Raw genomic sequence first — 23,372 nt, forward strand, 5'->3', positions numbered from 1 at the left:
TGGGAAAGGGAAACCGGACTGGCGTGCGAGGCAGCCCATAATACGGGTGCGCCTCGCACGTATCCCGTCGCCACGGCGAAACCGAGATGCTAGGCATTGGTTCCATGACGATCATCTCGAATTCGGGGGCCGCCGGTCCGATGCGCGCGGCCTTGTCGCTGTGCCGCCGCCATATTCTGGCGGCGTTCGGCTTCAGCGCGCTGGTCAATATCCTCTACATCGCACCGACGCTCTACATGCTGCAGGTGTACGACCGCGTCGTGCCCACGCACGGCCGGCTGACGTTGTGGTTCCTGACCGCGGTGCTGCTGTTCGCGCTGATCACGCTGTCGATGCTCGATCGGGTGCGGACGCGGTTGCTGGTCCGCGCCGGGGTCCGGCTCGACGCGACGCTCGCGCCGCTGCTGCTCGACGCCACGATCGGCCGCCCCGACCAGCCGGTCGCGCGCCAGGCGTTGCGCGAGTTCGACAATGTCCGCCAGACTCTGAGTGGCCCCGGCGTGCTCGCGCTGTTCGACGCGCCGTGGACGCCGATCTACGTCGCGGTCTGTTTCCTCGTCCATCCGGTGCTCGGCGTCGTCGCGCTGGTCGGCGGGACGATCCTGCCGCTGATCGCGTGGCGCAACGAGAAGGGCACGCGCACCGCGCTGGAGCGCGCACAGGTCGCCGCCACCACCAGCTACGCCAGCCAGGAGGCGATGCTCGGCGGCGCGGAGGCGGTGCGTGCGCTGGGGATGCGCCGCGCGATGGTGTCGCGGCAGCTGCGGTATCGCGAGGCGATGCTCGCGCTCCAGACCCGCGCCGGCTTCACCGGCGGCAATTACATGACCGCCACCAAGTTCGTCCGCCTCGCGCTGCAAAGCCTCGCGCTCGGGCTCGGCGCGCTGCTGGCGATCGACAACCAGATCTCGGGCGGCTCGATCTTCGCCGCCTCGTTCCTGATCTCGCGCGCGCTCGCCCCGATCGAGATGCTGATCGGCAGCTGGAAGGGCATCGCGCAGGCGCACGGCAGCTACCTGCGGCTCGACAAATTGCTGACCGAGGCGCAGGCGACCGGCGCGGTGACGCAACTCCCCGCCCCCAAGGGCACGCTGCGGCTGGAGAATGTCACGCTCTTCAACGACACCCGCGACGGCACGATCATCAGCGACGTCTCGCTGCCGATCGCCGCGGGCGAGGTGATCGCGATCGTCGGCCCGAGCGGCGCGGGCAAGTCGACGCTCGCACGCATCATCGCCGGCGCGATCCGCCCCGATCGCGGCCGCGTCCGCATCGACGGCGCCGACGTCACCGACTGGGATCCGGAGCTGCTCGCCGAACATATCGGTTATCTCCCGCAGGACCCGTCGCTGTTCGCGGGGACCGTGAAGGAGAATATCGCGCGCTTCCGTACCGAGCTGGCGCACGATCCCGCCGCGATCGACGCCGCCGCGATCAAGGCCGCCGAGCGCGCCCGCGCGCGCGAGCTGATCCAGCGGCTGCCCGGCGGCTTCGACCATGAACTCAAGCCCGGCGGACGCGGCCTGTCGGCGGGTCAGGCGCAGCGCGTGGCGCTGGCCCGCGCGATGTTCGGCGATCCCGCGGTGCTGATCCTCGACGAGCCCAACGCGCACCTCGACGCCGAAGGCGACGGCGCGCTGCTCGCCGCGATCGACCATTACAAGAAGGCCGGGCACACGATCCTCGTCGTCAGCCACAAGCTCGGCATCCTGCCGGTGGTCGACAAATTGCTGGTGATGCGCGGCGGCCGGGTCGAGATGTTCGGCCCGCGTGACGAGGTGCTGCCCAAGATCGCGCCGCAACGCCCGCGCGCGGTGCCGCGCCCGACTCCTTCGATCAACGCCCCCAGCGGGAGCGCCTGAGCCATGGCCACCCTTCCCCTCTCCACCACCCCCGCCCTCACCGGCGACGACGCGGTCCACCTGCCCGCCGATCCGCGCAGCGACATCCGCAACGGCCTGATCGTCGCGGCGCTGTTCTTCATCGGCTTCCTCGGCTGGGCGGCGTTCGCGCGGCTCGACGCCGCCGCTTATGCCGAAGGCGTGCTCGCGGTCTCCGGTCAGCGGCAAGCCGTCCAGCACCGCGACGGCGGCGTGGTCGAGAAGATCTTCGTCCGCGACGGCCAGCGCGTCCAGCAAGGCCAGCTGCTGCTTCGCCTCGGCACACCCGAAGTCTATGCCAACGAACGCGCCCTGGCGTCGCAGGTCATCCGCCTGCTCGCGCAGCGTGCGCGGCTTCAGGCCGAACAGCTCGGCCAGTCGCGCATCCCGACCCCGCGCGAGTTCGCGACGCTCGACGCCGAGGATCGCGCTGACGCCGCACTGGCGATGCGGCTCCAGCAGACCGAACTGAGCGCCCGCACCGCGACGCTCACCGCACAACGCGACGCGCTCGGTCAGCGTGCTGCGCAGTCGAACGAACAGGGCCGCGGCTATGGCGAACAGGTCGTCTCCGCGCAGGAGCAATTGAAGCTGCTCGACGCGCAGCTCGATGCACTGCGCCCGGTGGCCGCCAAGGGCTTCGTCTCGCAGACCCGGCTGCGCGAACTGGAGCGGATGCGCGCCGAATTGCAGGGCCAGCGCGGGCAATATTCCGCCAGCGTCGCACAGACCCGCGAGGCCGCGCGCGAAAGCCAGATTCAGCGGCTGGAGGCCGAAGGCACCTTCACCGAACGCACCGCCGCCGATCTGCGCGACGTCGAGGTGCGGCTCGGCGAGCTGATGCCGAAGCTGGGCGCGGCGCGCGAGCAACTGGCGCGCACCGAGATCCGCGCCCCCGCCACCGGCGCGGTGGTCGGGCTGACCGTCTTCACCCCCGGCGGCGTGATCCAGCCGGGACAGAAACTGATGGATATCGTTCCCGAAGAAGCGCCGCTGCGCATTCAGGCGCGCATCTCGCCCGACGATGCCGACGACCTGCGGGTCGGCCAGCACACCAGCGTCAAGTTCCCGAGCCTCCACGAACGCGACATCCCGCCGCTTGACGGCACGATGACGCGCCTCTCCGCGGACAGCTTCACCGACGAGAAGACCGGCATCAGCTATTTCACCGCCGAGATTACGGTGCCGCCGGAAGAGCTGCACGTCCTGTCGCGCTTCCGCGGCGAACAGTTCAAGCTGCGCCCGGGGATGCCCGCTCAGGTGCTGATCCCGCTGCGCAGCCGCACCGCCCTCGATTATGCGCTCGAGCCGCTGGTCGGCGCCTTCTGGTCATCGTTCCGCGAGCATTGATCGCTGCGCCGTCTTGTCGCCCCGGACGTGATCCGGGGCGACGCTTTTGCGCGGACAGAAAGTATAGAAGTGAAGGCCGCCAACTTCATCCGTCATTGCGAGTGTAGCGAAGCAATCCAAGGCGTCCTGGTCAGGCTCTGGATTGCTTCGCTACGCTCGCAATGACGGTAGAAGGTTCGAAGACTCGTCATGCCGGACTCGTTCCGGCATCCACCCATCCGCAACCGCACCAGCCGTTGCTCTTGCGGACTAGGTCCGATCGACAATCACCGATCACCCGCCTTCTCCCGTCATCCCGGACTTGATCCGGGATCCCGCTTCTTCCTTATGTCGGGAAAAGCGGGGCTCCGGAACAGGTCCGGGGTGACGACAGTGAAGCGCCCCGACCCCGGACACACCTTCCGTTAACCATCTTCCCCTACTGCAACCACCGTCGGTCGCCGCACGCGGTCCCGCCCGGTCCCCCATCGTCGATTAATGAGTTGGCCATGCCCCAATCCGCCGAACGCACCCGCTCGCCCCATGTCGTCCTCCGCGCGCTCACGCTGCTCCGCCCGGAGCGGCTGAAGGCCGGCTCGCTGCTCGGCGCCGGAGCGCTGGTGGCCTTCCTGCAGGTCGCCGAGCCGTTGCTGTTCGGCAAGGCCGTCAATGGCCTCACCACCGGCGCCAACCCGATGCGCTACGTCGGCCTGTGGTGCGCGATCAGCGTCACGGTCTTCGCCGCTGGCGTGGTCATCGCCCTGCTCGCCGATCGCATGACGCACCGTCGCCGGCTGATCGCCATGTCCACCTACGTCGAGCACCTGCTCGCGCTGCCCCCCGCCTTCCACACCCAGGCGCGCTCGGGCCGGCTGATGCGGATCATGATCTCGGGGTGCGAGGGACTGTTCAACCTGTGGCTGCCGCTGCTGCGTGACCAGATCACCAACCTCGGCATCCTCGCGCTATTGCTCCCGATCGCGATGATGACGAACTGGCGGCTCGGGCTGGTGCTGGTCGTGCTGATGCTCGTCTATTCGGCGGTCAACCTGGTCGTGATGCGCCACACCGCCACCGGTCAGGCGCGCGTCGAGGATCGCTTCACCGATATCTCGGGCAATCTCGGCGACCTGTTCGGCAACGTCACCGTGCTGCAGAGCTTCCTCGCGGTGCCCGGCGAGATGGGCAACGTCCGCCGCTCGCTGCATGACCTGCTCCACGCACAATATCCGGTGCTCAACTGGTGGGCGGTGTCGGCGGTGCTGACGCGCGGCGCCTCGTCGATCGCGATCGTCTCGGTATTCGGCTTCGGCGCGGCGCTGATCACCCGCGGGCTCGCGACGATCGGCGACGTCGTGTCGTTCGTCGGTTTCGCGACGCTGATGATCGCGCGGCTGGAAACGGTTACCGGCTTCATCGTCAACGTCGCACAGCGCCTCCCCGCGCTCCGTCAGTTCTTCGAGGTGCTCGACCAGCAGAGCCACATCGCCGAAGCCGCCGACGCCGTGCCGCTCGCGGTCGCGGACGGTCGCGTCACCTTCGAGAACGTCTCGTTCCGCTACCCGACGGGCTCGGGCGCGGTCCACGATCTCGACTTCGAGGTCGCCCCCGGCGAGACGGTCGCGATCGTCGGCCCGACCGGTTCGGGCAAGTCGACCGCGCTCGGCCTCTTCCAGCGAGCATGGGACCCGGAAAAGGGCCGCATCCTCGTCGACGGTCAGGATATCAGCGGCGTCACCCTCGCCTCGCTGCGCGCCGCGACCGGCGTGGTGTTCCAGGAGGCCGGCCTCTTCAACCGCTCGATCGCCGAGAATATCGCGATGGGCAATCCCGACGCCACGATGGAGCAGATCGAGGATGCCGCGCGGATCGCGGGTGCCTATAACTTCATCATGCGCAAGCCCGACGGCTTCGCCACCGCGGTCGGCGATCGTGGCGCGGGGCTTTCGGGCGGCGAGCGGCAGCGGATCGCGATCGCGCGCGCCTTGCTCAAGAACGCGCCGATCCTGCTGCTCGACGAGGCGACCAGCGCGCTCGACGTCGCGACCGAGGCGCGGCTTCAGGAAAGCCTCGAGCGGTTGCGGCAGGGTCGGACCACCTTCGTCATCGCGCATCGCCTCTCGACGGTGCGCGCGGCGGACCGGATCGTCGTGCTCGATCAGGGGCGGATCGTCGAACAGGGCGGCTTCGACGAACTGCTCGCGGCGGGCGGCGCCTTCGCGAAGCTGGCGCAGGATGGCGGGCTCAGCACGCCGGCCGCCAACGACGACGCCGGCGCCCGCGCCGCCGCCTGACGTGACAGTCCACTTTCCGTTCCCCGGCGAAGGCCGGGGCCCAGGTGGGAAACGCCTGTAATCAACCGAAAGCCCTTCCAACTGGACCCCGGCCTCCGCCGGGGAACAGCATTAGGAACTCACGCAGCCCCACTTCCACACCAGTCTCGCCCGACGAGCCGATAGCGATTGGCGACGCGAACGCGCCCCGCTACGCTGCGCTGCGACAGGGGGAAGCACGCGTGGCATCGAACGATTACGCCGTCATCGCCGACGGACTGGTGAAACGATACGGCGAGCGGCGGGTGGTCGACGGAGTCGACCTGACGGTGCCGGCCGGGATGATCTACGGCGTGCTCGGTCCCAATGGCGCGGGCAAGACGACGACGCTCCGCATGACGCTCGGCATCATCGAGCCCGATGAAGGCTCCCGCACCCTGCTCGGCAGCGCGCATCCGCGCGATGTCGGCGACCGCGTCGGCTATCTGCCCGAAGAGCGCGGGCTGTATCCGTCGATGAAGGCGCGCGAAGCGGTCGCGTTCATGGGCGCGCTGCGCGGGCTCGACTGGCAGACGGGTCGTGCGCGCGCCGCCGAGATGCTGGAAGCCGTCGGGCTCGGCCATGCGGTCGACGAGAAGATCCGCAAGCTGTCGAAGGGGATGGCGCAGCTCGTCCAGTTGCTCGGCGCGGTCGTCCATCGCCCCGACCTGCTGGTGCTCGATGAGCCGTTCTCCGGACTCGACCCGGTCAATCAGGAAAGGTTGGAGCGGCTGATCCTCGCCGAGCGCGATCGTGGCGCGACGATCCTCTTCTCGACCCATGTCATGCAGCATGCGCAGCGCCTGTGCGATCGGCTGGCGGTGATCGCGGGCGGGCAGCGGCGGTTCGAAGGCACGGTCGACGAGGCACGCGCGCTGCTCCCGCAGCAGGTCCATTACGTGCCGACCCATGCCGACGCGCAACTCGCCGCGATGCTGCCGCCCGGCGCCCGGCACGAGGCGGAGGCGTGGCGCTTCGCCTTGCCCGAGGAAGGGATCGAAGGGCTGCTCCGCCGCCTGATCGACGCCGGCTACGGCATCAAGGCGCTGTCGATCGAACGGCCCGGCCTTCACGACGCGTTCGTGCGGATCGTCGGCCAGACCGCCTCGGAGTCGAACGCATGAGCCCGCTGCGCCGCCAGATCCGTCAGACGCTGACGATCGCCCGCCGCGATTTCACCGCGACGGTCTTCACCCCGATCTTCCTGCTCTTCCTGTTCGCGCCCGCCATCATGGGCTCGCTCAGCGTGCTCGGCGGGGTCAGCGCCGCCTCGGTCACGCAGGGCTCGTCCGACAAGGCCCGGCTGGTCGCGATGTTGCCCGCCGCATCGGCGGCCGCGCTGCGCAGCGCCGACGCGCAATTGCGTCCGCTGGTGCGTGGCGACGCGGCGCCTCCGCCGCTGGCGCTGCACCCGTCGGTCGAAAACGCGCCGATTGCGGCCCGCGCGATGCTCGATGCGCCCGGCGCCGACATAAACGCTGTTCTATATGGTACGCTTGCGCAGCCGAGGGTGGTATTTTCGGCCGGAAACCGGGACGACGCGCGGTATCTTGCCGCCGTAATGCGACAGGCCGCGTTGATCGAACGTGCCGGTGCCGCCGCCCCGACGGTGCGGATGGAGGCGATCAGGACTGCCGGCCCGACGCGCGGTGACCGCAACGCCGCAGCGTTCGTTGCAGTGTTCGGTATCTTCTTCCTCACCCTGTTCCTCTCCGGTCAGGTGGTGGGCACGATGGCCGAGGAGCGCAACAACAAGGTCATTGAAATCCTTGCCGCTTCCGTCCCCTTGGAGAGTGTTTTCCTCGGCAAGCTGCTCGGCATGTACGGCGTCGCGCTGCTGTTCGTTGCCTTCTGGGGTACGGTGCTCAGCCAGGTTGGCATGGTCGCCGCCGGCGCTCTCGGGGACAGTTTCATGTCTGTGACCCCGGCGATCGGCTGGTTGGCCTTCGCCGCCTTGTTCGCCGCCTATTTCACCACGGCCTTCCTGCTATTAGGCTCGGTTTTTCTAGGGGTTGGCGCACAGGCGGGGACGATGCGCGAGGTGCAGATGCTCTCGCTCCCGATCACGATCATCCAGGTCGCGATGTTCGGCCTCGCCTCCTCTGCGGTGTCGCACCCCAACAGCCTGCTCGCGACCGCGGCCGAACTTTTCCCGCTTTCCTCGCCATTTGCGATGGCCGGCCGGGCGGCGTCGGGTGCGCAATGGTGGCCGCATCTGGCCGCACTCGCCTGGCAATTGCTGTGGGTCGCGATCTTCATCACGATCGGCGCCCGACTGTTCCGCCGCGGCGTCCTGCAATCCGGCAGCGCCAAGCCCGCCTGGAAGCGGATCTTCACCCGCAGCTGACCCTTGCGGGACAAGAATGCTGTCGCTTTTTTGCAACGCCGCACGGGACTTTTGCAGCGGTGCAGCAATCGACTCGCAACTGTCACGCAACCTTCACATAGTGCGCTCATCGGCGCCCCAACGATGAAGCTGTCGCGGGTCGCACTGCGGCAAAAAGGGGACAATTTTCCGATGCGCAACAATCTGTTCGTAGGCGTGGCTGCGGTCGCGCTGGTCATGCCGGCCGCCGCGATGGCGCAAGAAACCACCTCCTCGATCCGCGGCACCGTAACCGCGAACGGCGCGCCCGTCGCGGGCGCGACGGTCACGATCCTGAACGTTCCGACGGGCGGCACCACCAACGCAACCACCGACGCCAGCGGCAGCTTCAATGCCACCGGCCTCCGCGTTGGCGGGCCTTACACCGTCACCGTCGCTGCACCTGGCTACGCTTCGACGCAAGTCACCGACATTCAGACGATCGTTGCGCAGAGCTTTGAGCTGCCGATCGAATTGACCGCCGAAAGCGCCGGCGGTGGCGACATCGTCGTTACCGCGTCGCGCTTGCCGAACGCGCGCAATCTCAGCCAGGGTCCGGCGACCGTCCTCTCCGCCGCCCAGATCGCCAGCGTCGCGTCGGTCAACCGCGACGTCCGCGACCTGATGCGCCGCGACCCGTTCGCGCGCCTCGACTATTCGGAAGGCAGCGGCCGCGCGGTCAGCTTCGCTGGGCAGAACGCGCGCTACAACCGCTTCTCGATCGACGGCGTGCCGGTGACCGATAACTTCGGCCTCAACCCGGACGGTCTGCCGACCCGCCGCTCGCCCGTCCCGTTCGACGCGATCGGCCAGTTCCAGACCAAGGTCGCGCCCTATGACGTCCGCGAAGGCAACTTCCAGGGCGGCGCGATCAACGCGATCCTGAAGTCGGGCACCAACGAGTTCCACGGCACCGGCTTCTATGCATATTCCAGCGACGAACTGACCGGCAAGCGCACGAAGGCGGGCCCGGGCGTGCCGACCGGCCGCGTGACGATCCCGAACTTCAAGTATGAAAACTACGGTGCCGAACTGTCGGGCCCGATCATCAAGGACAAGCTGTTCTTCATGGTCGCGGGTGAGCGCGTTCGCGCCGGCACGCCGATCGTGGAAGGCACGCCGGGCAACAACGCCGGCACCGTCATCCCGAACATCACCGATGCGGCGGTCCAGCAGATCCAGCAGATCGCGCAGAGCCGCTACGGCTACAACACCGGCGGCATCCTGAACAATTCGGACGATCGCGACGATCGTTTGGTCGCAAAGCTGGACGCGAACCTTTCCGACACGCAGCGCGCGTCGGTGACGTACATGTACACGAAGGATCAGATCCGCTTCAACCAGAACACCCAGGTCGGCCCGGCAAGCGCCACGGCCAATGCTCCGGGCCTGGGTCTGGAATCGAACGGCTACGTCGGCTCGAACCGCCTGCATGCTGGCGTCGTCCAGTTGAACTCGGACTGGTCGGACGAATTCTCGACCGAGGTCCGCGGTTTCTACAAGGACTACAAGCGCGGCCAGGACCCGATCTTGGGTCGCGGCTTCGCGCAGTTCCAGGTCTGCACCGCAGCGCAGTCGGATCGCGGCAGCTTCGGTACCGGCGGCAGCACGGCGACTGGCATCGACCTGTCGACCAACTGCGCCAACGGCTCGGGTGTCGTGTCGTTCGGCCCGGACATCTCGCGCCAGTCGAATGAGCTGAGCAGCCGGACCTGGGGCGGCACGGTGCAGGCGCGCCTGACCCGTGACGACCACGATCTGCGCATTTTCGGCGAAATGTCGGATACGAAGATCGTCAACCTGTTCGTGCAGCGCACGGCCGGCGACTATTACTTCGACTCGCTGGCCGACTTCCAGGAGGGGAATGCCCAGCGCCTGCGCTACCAGAACGCCATCCCGTCGCTGAACCCGATCGACGGCGCAGCGCGCTTCCAATATCAATCCTACGCCTTCGGCATCCAGGACAATTGGCGGATCAACGACCTGCTGACGCTGTCCTACGGCATGCGTTACGACATGTACGGCGGTCACGGTCGCCCGGCGCTGAACGAGAATTTCGTCAACCGCTACGGCTTCACGAACCAGGAATATATCTCGGGCAAGGGCGTGTTCCAGCCGCGCATCGGGTTCGACTTCAAGGCGACGCCGCAGCTCACCTTCCGCGGCGGCATCGGCATCTTCTCGGGCGGCTCGCCGGACGTCTATATCTCGAACAGCTATTCGAACACCGGCTTCCTGACGAACAGCATCGACGTCACGCAATCGAATAACGGCAGCTATTCGGTGGGTACCGGCGGTCAGATCCTGACCAACGTCAGCGGCACGACGATCCCGACGGCCGCCAACGATCTGGTGAAGAGTGCCGCAACCTCCACCGGCGCGCCGACCAACGCGCTGGCGCGTGACTTCCGCCTGCCGTCGCAGTGGCGCGGCACGCTGTCGGCCGATTTCGACAGCGACTTCGGCGGTTTCCTGGGCGGCGGCTGGCACCTCGGTGCCGACTTCCTGTGGTCGGAAGTGCGCAACCAGGTCTATTTCGCCGACTATCGCGTCACGCCGACCGCGCTGACCACGCCGGACGGGCGTGTCCGCTACCAGTCGGTGACGACCTTCAACGACCGTTTCCAGGACATCGTGTTGACCAATACGTCGCAGGGCCGCGCCTACATCGGCGTCGCGCGCTTCGACAAGTCGGTCGACAACTGGTTGAGCTTGTCGGCCAGCTACACCTACCAGGACGTCAAGGATAAGACGCCCGCCACCTCGTCGACCGCCGGTTCCAACTATGGCAATGGCGCATTCTTCGATGGCAGCGGCGCGACTTACGGCGTGTCGAACGATCAAGTCCGCCACTTCATCAAGTACGGCGCGACGTTCGATCACGCCTTCTTCGGCGATTATAAGACCAACTTTGCCATCTTCGGCGAAACCCGCATTGGCAAGCCGTACAGCTATACGATGCAGGACACGTCGTCGAACCGCAGCCCGATCTTCGGCAACGTCGGCACCCAGTCGCGCTACCTGATGTACGTGCCCACCTCGACCACGGACGCGCTCGTCAGCTACGGTGACACGATCGTGAACGGCGTGGTCACGCAGACCGCCGCACAGACCGCGCAGAACCTGGACGCGCTCATCAATTCGAGCGGGCTGTCCAAGTTCCGTGGCAAGATCGCGCCGCGTAACGCGTTCAACTCGCCGTGGTTCACGAAGGTCGACCTGCATCTCTCGCAGGAAATCCCGACCGGGCTGGGCGGCAGCCGCATCACGCTGTTCGCGGACGTCGAGAACGTCGGCAACTTGATCAATAAGAATTGGGGCCAGATCCGCGAATACGCCTTCCCGTACACCACGGCGGCGATCCGCGTGCAGTGTCTGCAGGCGCCGGTTGCCACGGGCACGAATCCGACCAGCGCGCAGACGACGCAGAACACCGGTCAGGCCTGCGGCCAGTATCGTTACACTGCGCCGTCGGTGGCACCGGGCCAGCAGAACGTGATCTCGTCGCGTCAGTCGCTCTACTCGGTTCGTGTCGGCGCGCGCTTCACCTTCTGATCCGCACCGAACGCACCTGACCGGGTCGCCGTCTCCCCCGAGACGGCGACCCTTCTTTGCGTGACGGCACCCGCCGGTGTAGAGAGGGCGCGATGGCGACCTCCGCGACTTCCGTCTCCGCTGCTCCTGCCCCGTCCGCTTATGCCGGTACGCCGGAGCGCCCGCTGTTCGTCCGGCCGTTCTTCGAGAACAAGGGGTCGGCATTCTGGAAGCTCCAGGCGGTCGGCTGGACCGGCTATCTGGTGCTGCGGCTCGTGTCCTCGCTCAGCAGCAATGCCTCGTTGCAGGTGATCGGCTCGGTCCTGATCGAGTCGATCATCGGCTATTGCATCACCTTGCTGCTGTCGGTGCTCTACGGCCATTATCGGCAGCTGCCGCGCGTGACCGGCATCCTGTTGTCGATCTTCACGCTGGCCGCCGCGACGTTCCTGGACGCGACGCTCTACGCCTTTTCGTTCAGCCTGATCCGACTGGCCGCGCCCGGAGTCGATCTGACGCTGCTGCTCGCCGCGCTGTTCCTCAGCTTCACGACGCTCGCCGGCTGGTCGGCGCTGTATTTCGGGATCAACTTCTACCTGATCCTTGAGGACCAGATCGACCAGATGGAGCATCTGGAAAATCAGGCATCGTCGGCGCAGCTCGCGATGCTGCGCTACCAGCTCAATCCGCATTTCCTGTTCAACACGCTCAACTCGATCTCGACGCTGGTGCTGTTGAAGCAGACCGAGCGCGCCAACGCGATGTTGAGCCGGCTGTCGTCGTTCCTGCGCTACACGCTCGCCAACGAACCGACCGCCCACGTCACCGTCGCGCAGGAAGTCGAGACGCTGAAATTGTATCTCGAGATCGAGAAGATGCGGTTCGAGGACCGGCTGCGTCCGAAATTCGATATCGATCCGGCCGCCGAAAAGGCGCGGCTGCCCTCGCTGCTGCTCCAGCCTCTGGTCGAAAATGCGATCAAATATGCCGTGACCCCGCAAGAGGATGGCGCCGAAATCTGTGTCTCCATTCGGCTCGTCGGCGACAGGGTGCTGCTCGGCGTATCCGACACCGGCCCGGGTTTGATGCCGACGAAATCGCGGCCAAGCCTTTCAACCGGCGTGGGCATCGCCAATATCAGGGAGCGGCTGGCACAGGCTTACGGGCCTGATCACCGCTTCGATGTGCGGGCCATGCCGACGGGCGGGTTCGGGGTCGAGATCGAGATCCCGTACCAGCTCGAAGTACCGAACAGAGAGGTGTGATGACCATTCGTACCATCCTCGTCGACGACGAGCCGCTTGCGATCCAGGGGCTCGAATTGCGGCTGCAGGCGCACGACGACGTCGAGATCATTGCCAAGTGCCAGAACGGCCGCGAGGCGATCAGCGCGATCAAGACCCACAAGCCAGACTTGGTTTTCCTCGACATCCAGATGCCGGGATTCGACGGTTTCTCGGTCGTTCAGGGCCTGATGGACGTCGAGCCCCCGCTCTTCGTGTTCGTCACCGCCTATTCCGACCACGCGATCCGTGCGTTCGAGGCGCAGGCGACCGATTACCTGATGAAGCCCGTCGAGGAGTCGCGGCTCGCCGATACGCTCGACCGCGTCCGCCAGCGGCTGTCCGAGCGGCAAAGCGCCGGTGAGGCCGAAAAGCTCAAGGAAGCACTGGCCGAGCACGCCCCCGAAGCGGCGGCAGAAATGGCCGATGGCGGCGATGCGGTGAACGCCAGCCGCTTCGAGAAAATGATCAACATTAAGGATCAGGGCCAGATCTTCCGCGTCGACGTCGACACGATCGAGCGGATCGACGCGGCGGGCGATTACATGGTGATCTACACCGGCGATCGAAACCTGATCCTGCGCGAGACCATGAAAGACCTGGAAAAGCGGCTCGACCCGCGGCGCTTCCAGCGCATCCATCGCTCGACGATCGTCAACCTGGATCTGGTCAAGCAGGTGAAGCCACACACCAATGGCGAATGCTTCCTGGTGCTCGATTCGGGCGCGAACGTGAAGGTCAGCCGCAGCTATCGCGACGTGGTGGCGCGCTTCGTCCATTGATCAGGGTCTCCGCCCTCTATCGCTTCGCCCGTTTCGACGACCCGCACGCGCTGCGCGAGCCACTGCTTGCCGTAGCGCGTGAGGCGGGAATCAAGGGTACGCTGCTGCTGGCGCGCGAAGGGATCAACGGCACGATTGCTGGCACGCAGGACGCGCTCGATGCGGTGATCGCACACATTCGCACGCTACCCGGCTGTGCCGACCTGTCGCTCAAGCACAGCTGGGCCGAGGCGATGCCGTTTCACCGGCTGAAGGTGAAGGTGAAGCGGGAGATCGTGACGATGGGCGTGACGGTCGATCCGTTGACCGACGCGGGCACCTATGTCGCCCCGGCGCAATGGAACGCCCTGATCGCCGATCCCGAAACGTTGGTGATCGATACGCGCAACGACTATGAGGTGGCGGTGGGCACCTTCGCAGGCGCGGTCGATCCGAAGACCACCGGCTTTGCGGACTTTCCCGCTTGGTTTCGCGAGCGGCGTGAGACGTTGTTGGCCGGCAAGAAGCGCGTGGCGATGTTCTGCACCGGCGGCATCCGCTGCGAGAAATCGACCGCCTTCCTGAAGGCGGAGGGCGTTGAGCAGGTTCACCATCTCGACGGCGGCATCCTGCGTTACCTGGAGGAAGTGCCGGCGTCCGAGAGCGCATGGCTGGGCGAATGTTTCGTGTTCGATCAACGGGTCGCAATCGGCCATGGGCTCGCGCCGGGCACACATGTGCTGTGTTTCGCGTGCCGGATGCCGGTCAGCGCGGCGGATCGCGCCTCGCCCGACTATGTCGAAGGCGTGAGCTGCCCGGCCTGCATTGGCGAGCGGACGGCCGAGGAACGCGCCGGCTATGCCGAACGTCATCGACAGGAACAGCTCGCGGCGACGCGCGGAGAGACGCATGTCGGGCGGACGTTTGATCCCGACTGATATTGTGGTGAACCGCCTTGCGGACCTAATACAGATCGGTAGCGTTTCCCTGGTGTAACGACGTGACCGCACCGGGGGCTAATTCAATGACGATCGATCGACAGCGCGTCGAAAACGGCGGGCTGATCCTTTTCCTGCTGCTGATATCGGTCGGATTGCTGCTGGTCGTCTCCGGATTCCTCGGCGCGCTGCTCTGGGCCGCGCTGGCGGCGTTGCTGTTCCAGCCAATCTTCCAGCGCTTCGCACGGCGCTGGCCTGGCCGACGCAACATGGCGGCGGCGCTGACGTTGCTGGTCATCACTGTCGCCGTCGTGATCCCGGCACTGATCCTCGGCAGCATGATCGTCGACCAGGCCGCGGGCGTTTACGAGCAGATGCGCAGCGGCCAGATCGACTTCGCACAATATTTCAAGCAAATGCACGACGCGCTTCCCGGGCGTTTGCAGCAATTACTCGATAGCGCAGGGCTCAACAGCCTCGAACGCGCACAGGCGCGCGTCACTGCGACGCTAAGCAACAGTGCGAGCGTCCTCACGAGGCAGGCGCTATCGATCGGCGCGAACGCCGCAGCCTTCCTTCTGGCATTCGGCGTCGGCCTGTACGTCACCTTCTTCCTGCTGCGCGACGGCGAGCGGATCGGTCCGGCGATCGTGCGTGCGCTGCCGCTCGAGCGTTCCGTCGCGGAGCGCCTTGCGGAGAAGTTCGTGGCGGTCGTTCGCGCGACCATCAAGGGCTCGGGCGTCGTGGCGCTGGTGCAGGGCGCGCTCGGGGCGATCACCTTCTGGATCGTCGGCTTGCCCGCCGCCTTGCTGTGGGGCGTGTTGATGGCGGTGGCCGCACTGCTGCCGGCGATCGGGCCGGCGATCATCTGGGGACCGGTTGCCGTCTATCTGCTTGCGACCGGCGCGATCTGGCAGGCTGTGGTGGTGATCGTCTCGGGCGTGTTCGTGATCGGACTGGCCGATAACGTGCTTCGTCCGATCCTCGTCGGCCGCGACACCGGGTTGCCCGACTGGCTGGTGCTGGTGACGACGCTCGGCGGCATCGACCTGCTGGGGTTGAGCGGTATCGTCGTCGGGCCGGTGGTCGGGGCGCTGTTCCTGACGGGCTGGGCGATCCTGTCCGAGCAGCGCGGTGCGGAGGTGGTGGTCGAGGCGGATGGCTGAACGCCCAGTAGCGGACGAAGAATAACGTGTTACGTTCAACCCATGACCATAGAAGCCATGCTGATATCCGGGGCCGTTATCGGCTTGCTGATTGGACTTCTCTCGCCAAGTGGGCGCGTAGGCTGCATCATCCTGTGGATCGTTCCCATCGGCATGATCGCTTACATCGCCTTTTGGCAGTGGCAGCATCCTGAAAATTTGCGTTCGACCAGCGCGTTAGATTACATGTTTGGACCCTTGTGGCCCAGTCTCGGGGCGGGCGCGGGCTACGTGGCTGGTGGCGGCCTGCGTTTCCTCGTTCACCGCCTCAAGGAAACGGGCCGCTAATTACCATTTTCCGTCATCCCCGCGAAGGCGGGGATCCAGTACCTCTGACGTCACCCTTCCATCGCCAGACCCGCACGTCTGGATTCCCGCCTTCGCGGGAATGACGTTTGGGCCAGTCGAGCGCGTAAACACCCACTCCCTTTCCCCATCCGCCGCATTCCGCTACAGGCGCGCGCATGCTTTCTCTCAACGGCATCACCGTGCGGCTTGGCGGCCGCACGATCCTCGACCGCGCCAGTGCCGCGCTGCCGCCGGGCAGTCGCGTCGGGCTGATCGGGCGCAACGGCGCGGGCAAGTCGACGATGGTGCGCGTCATTGCCGGGTTGCTGGAACCGGACGAGGGCTCGGCCGACATGCCGCGCGGCGCGCGCATCGGCTATATCGCACAGGAGGCGCCCGCCGGAGACGCCACGCCCTTGGAGACGGTGCTCGCCGCCGACACCGAGCGCGCTGCGCTGCTGGAGGAAGCCGAGGCGTTCGACGGCACCGGCTGCATGGACCGGCTCGGCGAGGTTCACGACCGGCTGATCGCGATCGACGCCTATTCCGCGCCATCGCGGGCCGCGCGCATCCTGGTGGGCCTCGGCTTCGACGAAGAGGCGCAGAACCAGCCGCTCGACAGCTTCTCGGGTGGGTGGAAGATGCGGGTCGCGCTCGCCGCCTTGCTGTTCTCGCAGCCCGACCTGCTGCTGCTCGACGAACCCAGCAACCACCTCGATCTCGAAGCGGTGATGTGGCTGGAGGATTTCCTCAAGAGCTACCGCGCGACGATCGTCGTCGTCAGCCACGAGCGCGATTTCCTCAACAACGTCGTCGACCACATCCTGCATCTGCAAGGCGGCAAGACGACGCTTTACCCCGGCGGCTATGACGCGTTCGAGCGGCAGCGTGCCGAGCGGCTCGCGCAGCTCGCTGCGGCCAGGGCCAATCAGGATGCGCAACGGGCCAAGCTGCAGGATTATGTCGCGCGCAACTCGGCGCGCGCCTCTACCGCGAAGCAGGCGCAGAGCCGCGCCAAGATGCTCGCCAAGATGCAGCCGATCGCCGAGGCGGTGAACGACCCGACGCTCAGCTTCGACTTCCCGAACCCGACCGAATTGCGCCCGCCGCTCATTACGCTCGATCACGCCGCGGTCGGCTATGGCGAGACGCCGATCCTGTCGCGGCTCAACCTGCGGATGGACCCCGAGGACCGCATCGCGCTGCTCGGCCGCAACGGCAACGGCAAGACGACGCTCGCCCGGCTGCTCGCCGCGCAGCTGACTCCGCTGGCCGGCGAGATGAGCGCCACCGGCAAGATGAAGGTCGGCTACTTCACGCAGTACCAGGTCGAGGAACTGGAGGCCGATGACACCCCGCTCGCGCATATGACGCGAGTGATGCCGGGCGCGTCGCCGGCGGCGGTGCGCGGACAGCTCGGGCGGTTCGGCTTCTCGGGCGACCGCGCGACCGCGCGCGTGGGCAGCATGTCGGGTGGCGAGCGCGCACGGCTGGCGCTCGCGCTGGTCACCCGCGAGGCGCCGCACCTGCTGATCCTCGACGAGCCGACGAACCACCTTGATGTCGACGCGCGAGAGGCGTTGGTGCAGGCGCTCAACGCCTACACCGGGGCTGTGCTGCTGGTCAGCCACGACCGGCATATGGTGGAGTTGAGCGCCGACCGGCTTGTGTTGGTGGACAATGGCACGGCCAAGGAATTCGACGGCAGCCTCGACGATTATATCGCCTTTGTGCTGGCGGGCGACGGCAAGGGCGCGGACAAGGCCAAGGGCACCAAGCAGGAGCGCAAGGCCGCGGCGGCCGCGCGCGAGAACGACAAGGCGCTGAAGAAGGAAGCGCGCGACGCCGAGGCGGAATTGACCAAGCTGACGGCGGAGCGCGCGGCGATCGACCGCGCGATGTTCGATCCGTCGACCGCCGAGCCAAAATACGCCAAGCTGACGATGACCGAGTTGATGAAGCAGCGCGCTGAGTTGAACGATCGGATCGAGGCCGCAGAAGCGCGCTGGATGGTCGCCAGCGAGGCAATGGAAGCGGCATAACGCTACCTCGACATCCTCCCGTCAGTCCCGCGAAGGCGGGAATCCAGACGCGCATGTTCTCGCAAGGGCCGAGACGTCAGAGGTTCTGGGTTCCCGCCTTCGCGGGAATGGGAATGACGTGGTAGCAAGAGGGCTTACGCCTGCTCTTCGCCCTCGCCTGCTTCCTCATCGTCACCCGCGGCGGCATTTTCGAAATACGCCTCGACCGGACCGGTCAGCTTGATCGTCAGCGGACGTCCGTGACGGTCGACCTTCTTGCCGAGCGCGACGCGAACCCAGCCTTCGGACATGCTATATTCCTCGACATCGCGGCGCTCGACGCCCTTGAAGCGGATGCCGACGCCGCGTTGCAGGGCGTCCTGGTCGAAGAACGGGCTCGACGGGTCGATCGACAGATGGTCGGGAGGAGTATCGCTCATGCTGCGCCATTGCCGCAAAGCGACGCGCGCGGCCACAAAAAAACGGCGCGGGGATCGCTCCCCGCGCCGTCGCTCGCATCACCAGCCGTAATAGCCCGGCGTGTCATAGCCACGATAATAGCCGCGCGGCTCGTAATAGACCCGCGGAGGCGGCGGCGCATAATAACGCTCGCGATAGTAAACCCGCGGCGGCGGCGCATAATAGGAACGATCGTCGTAATAATAGTTACGATCGTCGTAGCGACGATCATAGTAACGATCGCGGTTGCTCGACGCGATCGCCGCACCGAGCCCCAGCCCGATCACGCCGCCGATCAGCGCGCCGGCTGCGGTATCGCCGCCGCGATCGCGATGACGCCAGTAACGCTGCGCCTCCGCGGGCGCGGCACTGGCCAGGGCTGTCGCCATAAGGCCGGTGGCCAAGACGGTTTTCTTCAACGCAGACATAAACCGGACCTCCTGTACTCGCTCGCTAATTGGGACTGAACGCATATGTGTACGAGCCTGTGCCATGGCTATGGAACGTGGCGGCTGAACCGGTGCGGAATGGTGCATTCATCAGCGGTTTAATCGCGATCGTCGTTGTGACCGAAAGCCGCCGAATGGCCGGTTTGACCACGGCGATACCTCACCGTCGGCAAAGCGCCGGAAATATTCCGCAATATTTCATCATCTCGACACAATCGCCGCCTAGCCGCGCCAACAGGAAGCCTTCCGCATCGCCAGGGTAAACGCCGCAGCAGCCGGCGTGCCAGCGGCGCCGCCTTCCAGTCGTATCTTAAGGGGTTTACATGCGTCGTTCGTCGAAATCGATCCTGCTCGCCAGCCTTGCCGCCGGCGTCGCGCTCTCTGCTATTCCCGCCGTCGCCCAGACCGGCAGCACCGCGCCTGCTACGCCCGAAACGGCGGCCGACGCGAGCGACGCCGGGCTCGGCGAAGTGGTGGTGACGGCGGAACGCCGTACCGAGAACCTTCGCCGCGTGCCGGTGTCGGTCGCAGTGGTCACGGGTGACGACCTGCGCACCTTCCAGGCCGGCGGTGAGGATGCGCTGGCGCTCGCCGGTCGCGTACCCGGCCTGTATGCGGAGACGACCACCGGTCGCATCTTCCCGCGTTTCTACATTCGCGGGCTCGGCAACATCGATTTCTATCTCGGCGCATCGCAGCCGGTGTCGATCATCCAGGACGATGTCGTGCTGGAGCATGTCGTCCTGAAGTCCAACCCGGTCTATGACGTCGCCAATGTCGAGGTGCTGCGCGGACCGCAGGGCTCGCTGTTCGGGCGCAACACCACCGCCGGCATCATCAAATTCGACACGATCCGTCCCGGCCAGACCTGGTCGAGCCGCTTCAACGCCTCCTACGGCTCGTACAACACCGTCACCTTCGACGGCGGCGTTGGTGGGCCGATCGTGCAGGACAAGATCGCGGTACGTCTGTCGGGGCTGTACCAGCATCGCGACAATTGGATCGACAACAGCTACACCGGCGTCAGCCGCGACGGCACGCGTCCGGGTCGTGACGCGATGGGCGGCTTTGACGAGCGCGACGCGCGGTTGCAGGTGCTGCTGACCCCGACCGAGACGCTGTCGGTCAATCTGTCGGGCCACGTCCGCTCCTATGAGGGCACGTCGACGGTGTTCCACCGCGGCGCGCTCATCAAGGGCCAGAACAACATCAACCTCGAACCCCGCGACCGCGTCGCACTTGATGAAGGCGCGAACAATCCGCAGGCGTACAAGACCTATGGTGGGTCGGTGAACGCAGCGTGGGACTTCGGCGCCGCGACGCTGACCTCGATCACCGCCTATGAGACAACCTCGGGCTACAGCCGCGGCGACACCGACGGCGGTGCGGCGACCAACTTCGGCGGCGCCGGTTATGGCGAGAGCATGGGCCGCGTCCGCGACCTCGACCAGTGGACGCAGGAAGTCCGTCTCGCCAGCAACGGCGATGGGGTGTTCAAGTGGCAGTTCGGCGGCTTCTATTTCGACAGCCGCGACGACACCGAATTCTACCAGCGCGGCTATTTCCTGCTGCCGGGCGATGCGCAGCGCAACGTCAACAACTGGGTCCGGCTGCATAACGTCAACACCAGCTGGGCGGTGTTCGGGCAGGCCAGCTATCGGCTTGCCGAGCGCCTGACGCTGACCGCCGGCGCGCGCTACACCGAGGACGACAAGGACACCCGACTGGTCCGCGCCGGACGCAACGCCACGGGGACCGTCGATACCTTCCCGGCGACCGCGCCGCGTGCGATCAAGTTGACCGGCAAGGAGCCGAGCTGGGATCTGTCCGCGCTTTACGAGATCGACCCGACCGCGAGCATCTATGCCCGCGTCGCGCGCGGTTTCCGCGGGCCGACGATCCAGGGGCGCTCGGCGGTATTCAACACGCCGTTCTCCACCGCCAACAGCGAGACGATCATGTCGTACGAGGCGGGCGTGAAGACGCAGCCGACCTCGAAGCTGCGCCTCAACGCCACCGCCTTCACCTATCGGGTGAACGACATCCAGCTGAACGGCAATGACGCGAACGGCAACGGCACGCTGTTCAACGCCGATCACGCCAACGCCTACGGCGTCGAGGCGGAGATGGACTGGCGACCGATCCGCAACATCACCTTCTCGCTCGGCGGCAGCGCGATCCACACCGAGATCAAGGACAAGCGTGTCTTCGCACAGGTTTGCGCCTTCGGTGGTCAGGTGACCTGCACGGTGCTCGACCCGACGGTGAAAGCGACGATCTTCGGCGCGCCGGCGGTGCTGGCGCAGATCGACGGGAACCCGCTGCCCAACGCGCCGCGGTGGCAGGTCGATGCGGCGGTTCGTTACGATATCCCGCTGTCGGACCGCGGCAACTTCTTCGTGGCGAGCGACGTCAACATGCAGGGCTATACGAACTTCGTCCTGTACAAGACGCGTGAATTCTTCGCGAGCGACAATCTGGAGCTGGGGCTCAAGGCCGGCTTCACCACCGCGGATGGCCGCTATGAGATTGCGGCGTTTGCGCGCAACATCACCAACGAGAAGAACCTCAAGGGCGTGATCGAGAACTATAACGCCGCCGTGTTCAACGAGCCGCGGATCGTCGGCGTCTCGCTGAGCGGCAAGTTCGACTGAGCTGATACTTGGGGAGGCTTCGGCCTCCCCGTCTAACCCATCATCCCAGCCCGTCATTCCCGCGAAGGCGGGAATGACGAGGATCAATTACGCAATCTCCTCGATCCAGTCGGGCAACTCCGCCAATCGTGACAATTGACGGAAGCGCGGGTGGTCTGCTGGCGCGGTCGCCACCTCGTGCGCCCATGCCAGCGGCTGCGGGATGTACGCACCCCATGCGCCTGCCTCCAGCGCGGGCAGCACATCCGAGCGCATCGAATCGCCGGCCATCACCGCGCGTTCGGGTGTGCAGCCATAGCGATGGAAGACGCGGACGAACGTCTCGGCGCGCTTGTCGCTGACGATCTCGACACCGGTGAAGAGCTGCCCCAGCCCGGAGGCGGCCAGCTTCACCTCCTGGTGGAGCAGATCGCCCTTGGTCACCAACACCAACCGCCCGATCGCCGCCAATCGCTCGAGCGTCTCACCGATCCCGTCGAGCAACTCGACCGGATGCGCGAGCAACTCGCGCCCGATTGCAAGGATGCGCCGCACACTCGCCGCCGGCAGATCGTCGCCCGCGAGGTCGAGCGCCGTTTCGATCATCGACAGCGTGAAGCTCTTCGCTCCATAGCCATAGTGCCGCAGATTGCGGATCTCGATCGCCTGCATCCGCGCCCTCGCCGCGGCGTCTTCGGCGTAGGGCGCGACCAGATCGGCGAACGCCTGCTCGGCCGCGGCGAAGAAGCGCATATTGTGCCACAGCGTGTCGTCGGCATCGAGGCAGATGAGATCGATCGGCATGGCGCGCTTCTACATTCGTCAGAGTTCGCGCACCAGCCGCACCCCGAGCGCAGGGCGCACGCGATGATGGCGATGCTTCTCCACGCCCGCGGCGGCCTGCACGTTGATCTTGTCGGCCAGTCGCTGATGTAGCTGCGGCGCGACACGCACCAGCCGTTCCGCGCCATCCGCGACGTTCAGCTCGACCCCGGCCACCGTCCCGGCGTTGACGTCGTAGAAGGTCGCGTGGTTGAGCAGCATCGCGTTGCGCCCGTTCCGACGCTTGAGCGCGATATCGTCGAGGCCGATCATGTTCATCGTGCTCCAGCGCGCGTTGAAGCGGTGCCCGGCCATGTAGAGCAGCGCGTTGCTGTACCGGCCGGTGTCGCGGTCATAGATGCCGAGATATTGTACGCCATGCGCGCTCCGCCCGTCCGCCGACGAGCCGAACGCGGCCTGTAGCCCGAGCTTGAGCGCTTCCAGCCGGGCGCCGTTGAAGGGCAGCTCGAACTCGATCGCCTTGCCGTCCGCGAAGGCATATTCCAGCTCAGGCGCCCATTCCGCCTCGCGCGGGCGAAACGGCGACGTGGTCATCGCCAAAGCATTGATCTCCATCTCGCCCTTCTGCGCCCCGAGCGGGCGCATCATGTCGAAGATCATCGGCTCGGGGATCGCCGGGTAAGCGGTCTGCGCCGCCGCACCGGTGGCGAGGAGCATGGTGGCGAGCAGGGTCGTGGCCGTGGCGATACGCATCATAGGCTCCGCGGGAAGAGAGAGCCGCTGCCCTACCCGCCTGCCTCGGCGAAAGCGTGGATGGCCGGTGACATTGTGTTGCCGTTCCCGTGGGTTGCCCGCGCGAATGTTGCGAATGTTGAGACGCTGACGGGGTGGATGCGCAGGTCGTGACGGGGTGATGCGGGAGGCTGGTCCAGGGACTGAAGGGTTGTCGGGCATGGCCGCGAACTACCACGCCGCTGCTGGCGTAGGACAGCTTGCACGTCGTTGCCCGCCATCTCTCCGTCGCCCCTGCGCAGGCAGGGGCCTATGACTGTCAAGTCATGCGGAAGGACTGACACAGGCACGACGAAGATGTGTCAGCCGCTTCGATGGACGAGACAGTCATGGGCCCCTG

17 protein-coding genes are annotated in these 23,372 nt (G+C 66.2%); 13 read left to right on the forward strand and 4 right to left on the reverse strand.

Going from position 1 to position 23,372, the window contains the following annotated elements:
- The first annotated feature begins 104 nt into the window (after nt 1–104).
- The 12 genes from QP166_RS09585 (at nt 105) to QP166_RS09640 (ending at nt 17,937) form a co-directional block, all read left to right on the forward strand.
- Nucleotides 105–1,862: a type I secretion system permease/ATPase gene (locus tag QP166_RS09585; RefSeq protein WP_333915710.1), complete on the forward strand. Its 1,758-nt coding sequence runs from the start codon at nt 105–107 to the stop codon at nt 1,860–1,862.
- A 3-nt stretch (nt 1,863–1,865) separates the two neighbouring features.
- Complete coding sequence (locus QP166_RS09590) at nt 1,866–3,230, forward strand: HlyD family type I secretion periplasmic adaptor subunit (protein WP_333915711.1); 1,365 nt, start codon at nt 1,866–1,868, stop codon at nt 3,228–3,230.
- A 488-nt stretch (nt 3,231–3,718) separates the two neighbouring features.
- Nucleotides 3,719–5,503: an ATP-binding cassette domain-containing protein gene (locus QP166_RS09595; RefSeq protein WP_333915712.1), complete on the forward strand. Its 1,785-nt coding sequence runs from the start codon at nt 3,719–3,721 to the stop codon at nt 5,501–5,503.
- Nucleotides 5,504–5,724: 221 nt separating this feature from the next.
- Nucleotides 5,725–6,645, forward strand: coding sequence for an ABC transporter ATP-binding protein (locus QP166_RS09600; protein WP_333915713.1), 921 nt, complete (start codon nt 5,725–5,727; stop codon nt 6,643–6,645).
- The gene (locus QP166_RS09605; protein ID WP_333915714.1) at nt 6,642–7,868 is read left to right on the forward strand and encodes an ABC transporter permease; all 1,227 of its coding nucleotides are present in this window, start codon (nt 6,642–6,644) and stop codon (nt 7,866–7,868) included. The genes QP166_RS09600 and QP166_RS09605 overlap by 4 nt, the downstream gene beginning before the upstream one ends.
- Before the next feature lie 123 nt (nt 7,869–7,991).
- Nucleotides 7,992–11,441 (forward strand): TonB-dependent receptor, encoded by a 3,450-nt coding sequence (locus QP166_RS09610; protein WP_443027202.1) that lies wholly within the window; start codon nt 7,992–7,994, stop codon nt 11,439–11,441.
- Between the two features lie 92 nt (nt 11,442–11,533).
- Complete coding sequence (locus QP166_RS09615) at nt 11,534–12,685, forward strand: sensor histidine kinase (RefSeq protein ID WP_333915715.1); 1,152 nt, start codon at nt 11,534–11,536, stop codon at nt 12,683–12,685.
- Nucleotides 12,685–13,485: a LytR/AlgR family response regulator transcription factor gene (locus tag QP166_RS09620; RefSeq protein WP_159759347.1), complete on the forward strand. Its 801-nt coding sequence runs from the start codon at nt 12,685–12,687 to the stop codon at nt 13,483–13,485. Before QP166_RS09615 ends, QP166_RS09620 begins: the two co-directional genes overlap by 1 nt.
- Nucleotides 13,482–14,402, forward strand: coding sequence for an oxygen-dependent tRNA uridine(34) hydroxylase TrhO (trhO, locus tag QP166_RS09625; RefSeq protein WP_333915716.1), 921 nt, complete (start codon nt 13,482–13,484; stop codon nt 14,400–14,402). The genes QP166_RS09620 and trhO overlap by 4 nt, the downstream gene beginning before the upstream one ends.
- Before the next feature lie 86 nt (nt 14,403–14,488).
- A complete protein-coding gene (locus QP166_RS09630; protein ID WP_333915717.1) occupies nt 14,489–15,568 on the forward strand; it encodes an AI-2E family transporter in 1,080 nt (359 codons plus the stop codon).
- A 42-nt stretch (nt 15,569–15,610) separates the two neighbouring features.
- Nucleotides 15,611–15,895, forward strand: coding sequence for a hypothetical protein (locus QP166_RS09635; RefSeq protein ID WP_333915718.1), 285 nt, complete (start codon nt 15,611–15,613; stop codon nt 15,893–15,895).
- 176 nt (nt 15,896–16,071) lie between these two features.
- Nucleotides 16,072–17,937 (forward strand): ABC-F family ATP-binding cassette domain-containing protein, encoded by a 1,866-nt coding sequence (locus QP166_RS09640; protein WP_333915719.1) that lies wholly within the window; start codon nt 16,072–16,074, stop codon nt 17,935–17,937.
- A gap of 134 nt (nt 17,938–18,071) precedes the next feature.
- Here the strand turns inward: QP166_RS09640 and QP166_RS09645 are convergent, their stop codons facing one another.
- Together QP166_RS09645 and QP166_RS09650 are read right to left on the reverse strand one after the other, a co-directional pair.
- Nucleotides 18,072–18,356, reverse strand: coding sequence for a DUF3297 family protein (locus QP166_RS09645; protein ID WP_333915720.1), 285 nt, complete (start codon nt 18,354–18,356; stop codon nt 18,072–18,074).
- Nucleotides 18,357–18,434: 78 nt separating this feature from the next.
- The gene (locus QP166_RS09650) at nt 18,435–18,779 is read right to left on the reverse strand and encodes a hypothetical protein (protein WP_333915721.1); all 345 of its coding nucleotides are present in this window, start codon (nt 18,777–18,779) and stop codon (nt 18,435–18,437) included.
- 368 nt (nt 18,780–19,147) lie between these two features.
- Here QP166_RS09650 and QP166_RS09655 point away from each other — a divergent pair, with 368 nt between their 5' ends.
- Complete coding sequence (locus tag QP166_RS09655) at nt 19,148–21,478, forward strand: TonB-dependent receptor (RefSeq protein ID WP_333915722.1); 2,331 nt, start codon at nt 19,148–19,150, stop codon at nt 21,476–21,478.
- A gap of 87 nt (nt 21,479–21,565) precedes the next feature.
- Here QP166_RS09655 and QP166_RS09660 read toward each other — a convergent pair whose 3' ends face one another.
- A complete protein-coding gene (locus QP166_RS09660) occupies nt 21,566–22,261 on the reverse strand; it encodes an HAD family hydrolase (RefSeq protein WP_333915723.1) in 696 nt (231 codons plus the stop codon).
- An 18-nt stretch (nt 22,262–22,279) separates the two neighbouring features.
- Complete coding sequence (locus QP166_RS09665) at nt 22,280–22,993, reverse strand: hypothetical protein (protein WP_333915724.1); 714 nt, start codon at nt 22,991–22,993, stop codon at nt 22,280–22,282.
- Nucleotides 22,994–23,372 lie beyond the last annotated feature (379 nt).

The organism is Sphingomonas sp. LR60 (genome assembly GCF_036855935.1).
Taxonomy (GTDB): Bacteria; Pseudomonadota; Alphaproteobacteria; order Sphingomonadales; family Sphingomonadaceae; genus Sphingomonas.

Coding starts and splice junctions, on each gene's coding strand:
- QP166_RS09645 (WP_333915720.1), bottom strand. CDS start 18,356: ATGAGCGATACTCCTCCCGACCATCTGTCGATCGACCCGTCGAGCCCG.
- QP166_RS09595 (WP_333915712.1), top strand. CDS start 3,719: ATGCCCCAATCCGCCGAACGCACCCGCTCGCCCCATGTCGTCCTCCGC.
- QP166_RS09630 (WP_333915717.1), top strand. CDS start 14,489: ATGACGATCGATCGACAGCGCGTCGAAAACGGCGGGCTGATCCTTTTC.
- QP166_RS09660 (WP_333915723.1), bottom strand. CDS start 22,261: ATGCCGATCGATCTCATCTGCCTCGATGCCGACGACACGCTGTGGCAC.
- QP166_RS09605 (WP_333915714.1), top strand. CDS start 6,642: ATGAGCCCGCTGCGCCGCCAGATCCGTCAGACGCTGACGATCGCCCGC.
- QP166_RS09590 (WP_333915711.1), top strand. CDS start 1,866: ATGGCCACCCTTCCCCTCTCCACCACCCCCGCCCTCACCGGCGACGAC.
- QP166_RS09615 (WP_333915715.1), top strand. CDS start 11,534: ATGGCGACCTCCGCGACTTCCGTCTCCGCTGCTCCTGCCCCGTCCGCT.
- QP166_RS09640 (WP_333915719.1), top strand. CDS start 16,072: ATGCTTTCTCTCAACGGCATCACCGTGCGGCTTGGCGGCCGCACGATC.
- QP166_RS09610 (WP_443027202.1), top strand. CDS start 7,992: ATGAAGCTGTCGCGGGTCGCACTGCGGCAAAAAGGGGACAATTTTCCG.
- QP166_RS09655 (WP_333915722.1), top strand. CDS start 19,148: ATGCGTCGTTCGTCGAAATCGATCCTGCTCGCCAGCCTTGCCGCCGGC.
- QP166_RS09665 (WP_333915724.1), bottom strand. CDS start 22,993: ATGCGTATCGCCACGGCCACGACCCTGCTCGCCACCATGCTCCTCGCC.
- QP166_RS09585 (WP_333915710.1), top strand. CDS start 105: ATGACGATCATCTCGAATTCGGGGGCCGCCGGTCCGATGCGCGCGGCC.
- QP166_RS09635 (WP_333915718.1), top strand. CDS start 15,611: ATGACCATAGAAGCCATGCTGATATCCGGGGCCGTTATCGGCTTGCTG.
- QP166_RS09620 (WP_159759347.1), top strand. CDS start 12,685: ATGACCATTCGTACCATCCTCGTCGACGACGAGCCGCTTGCGATCCAG.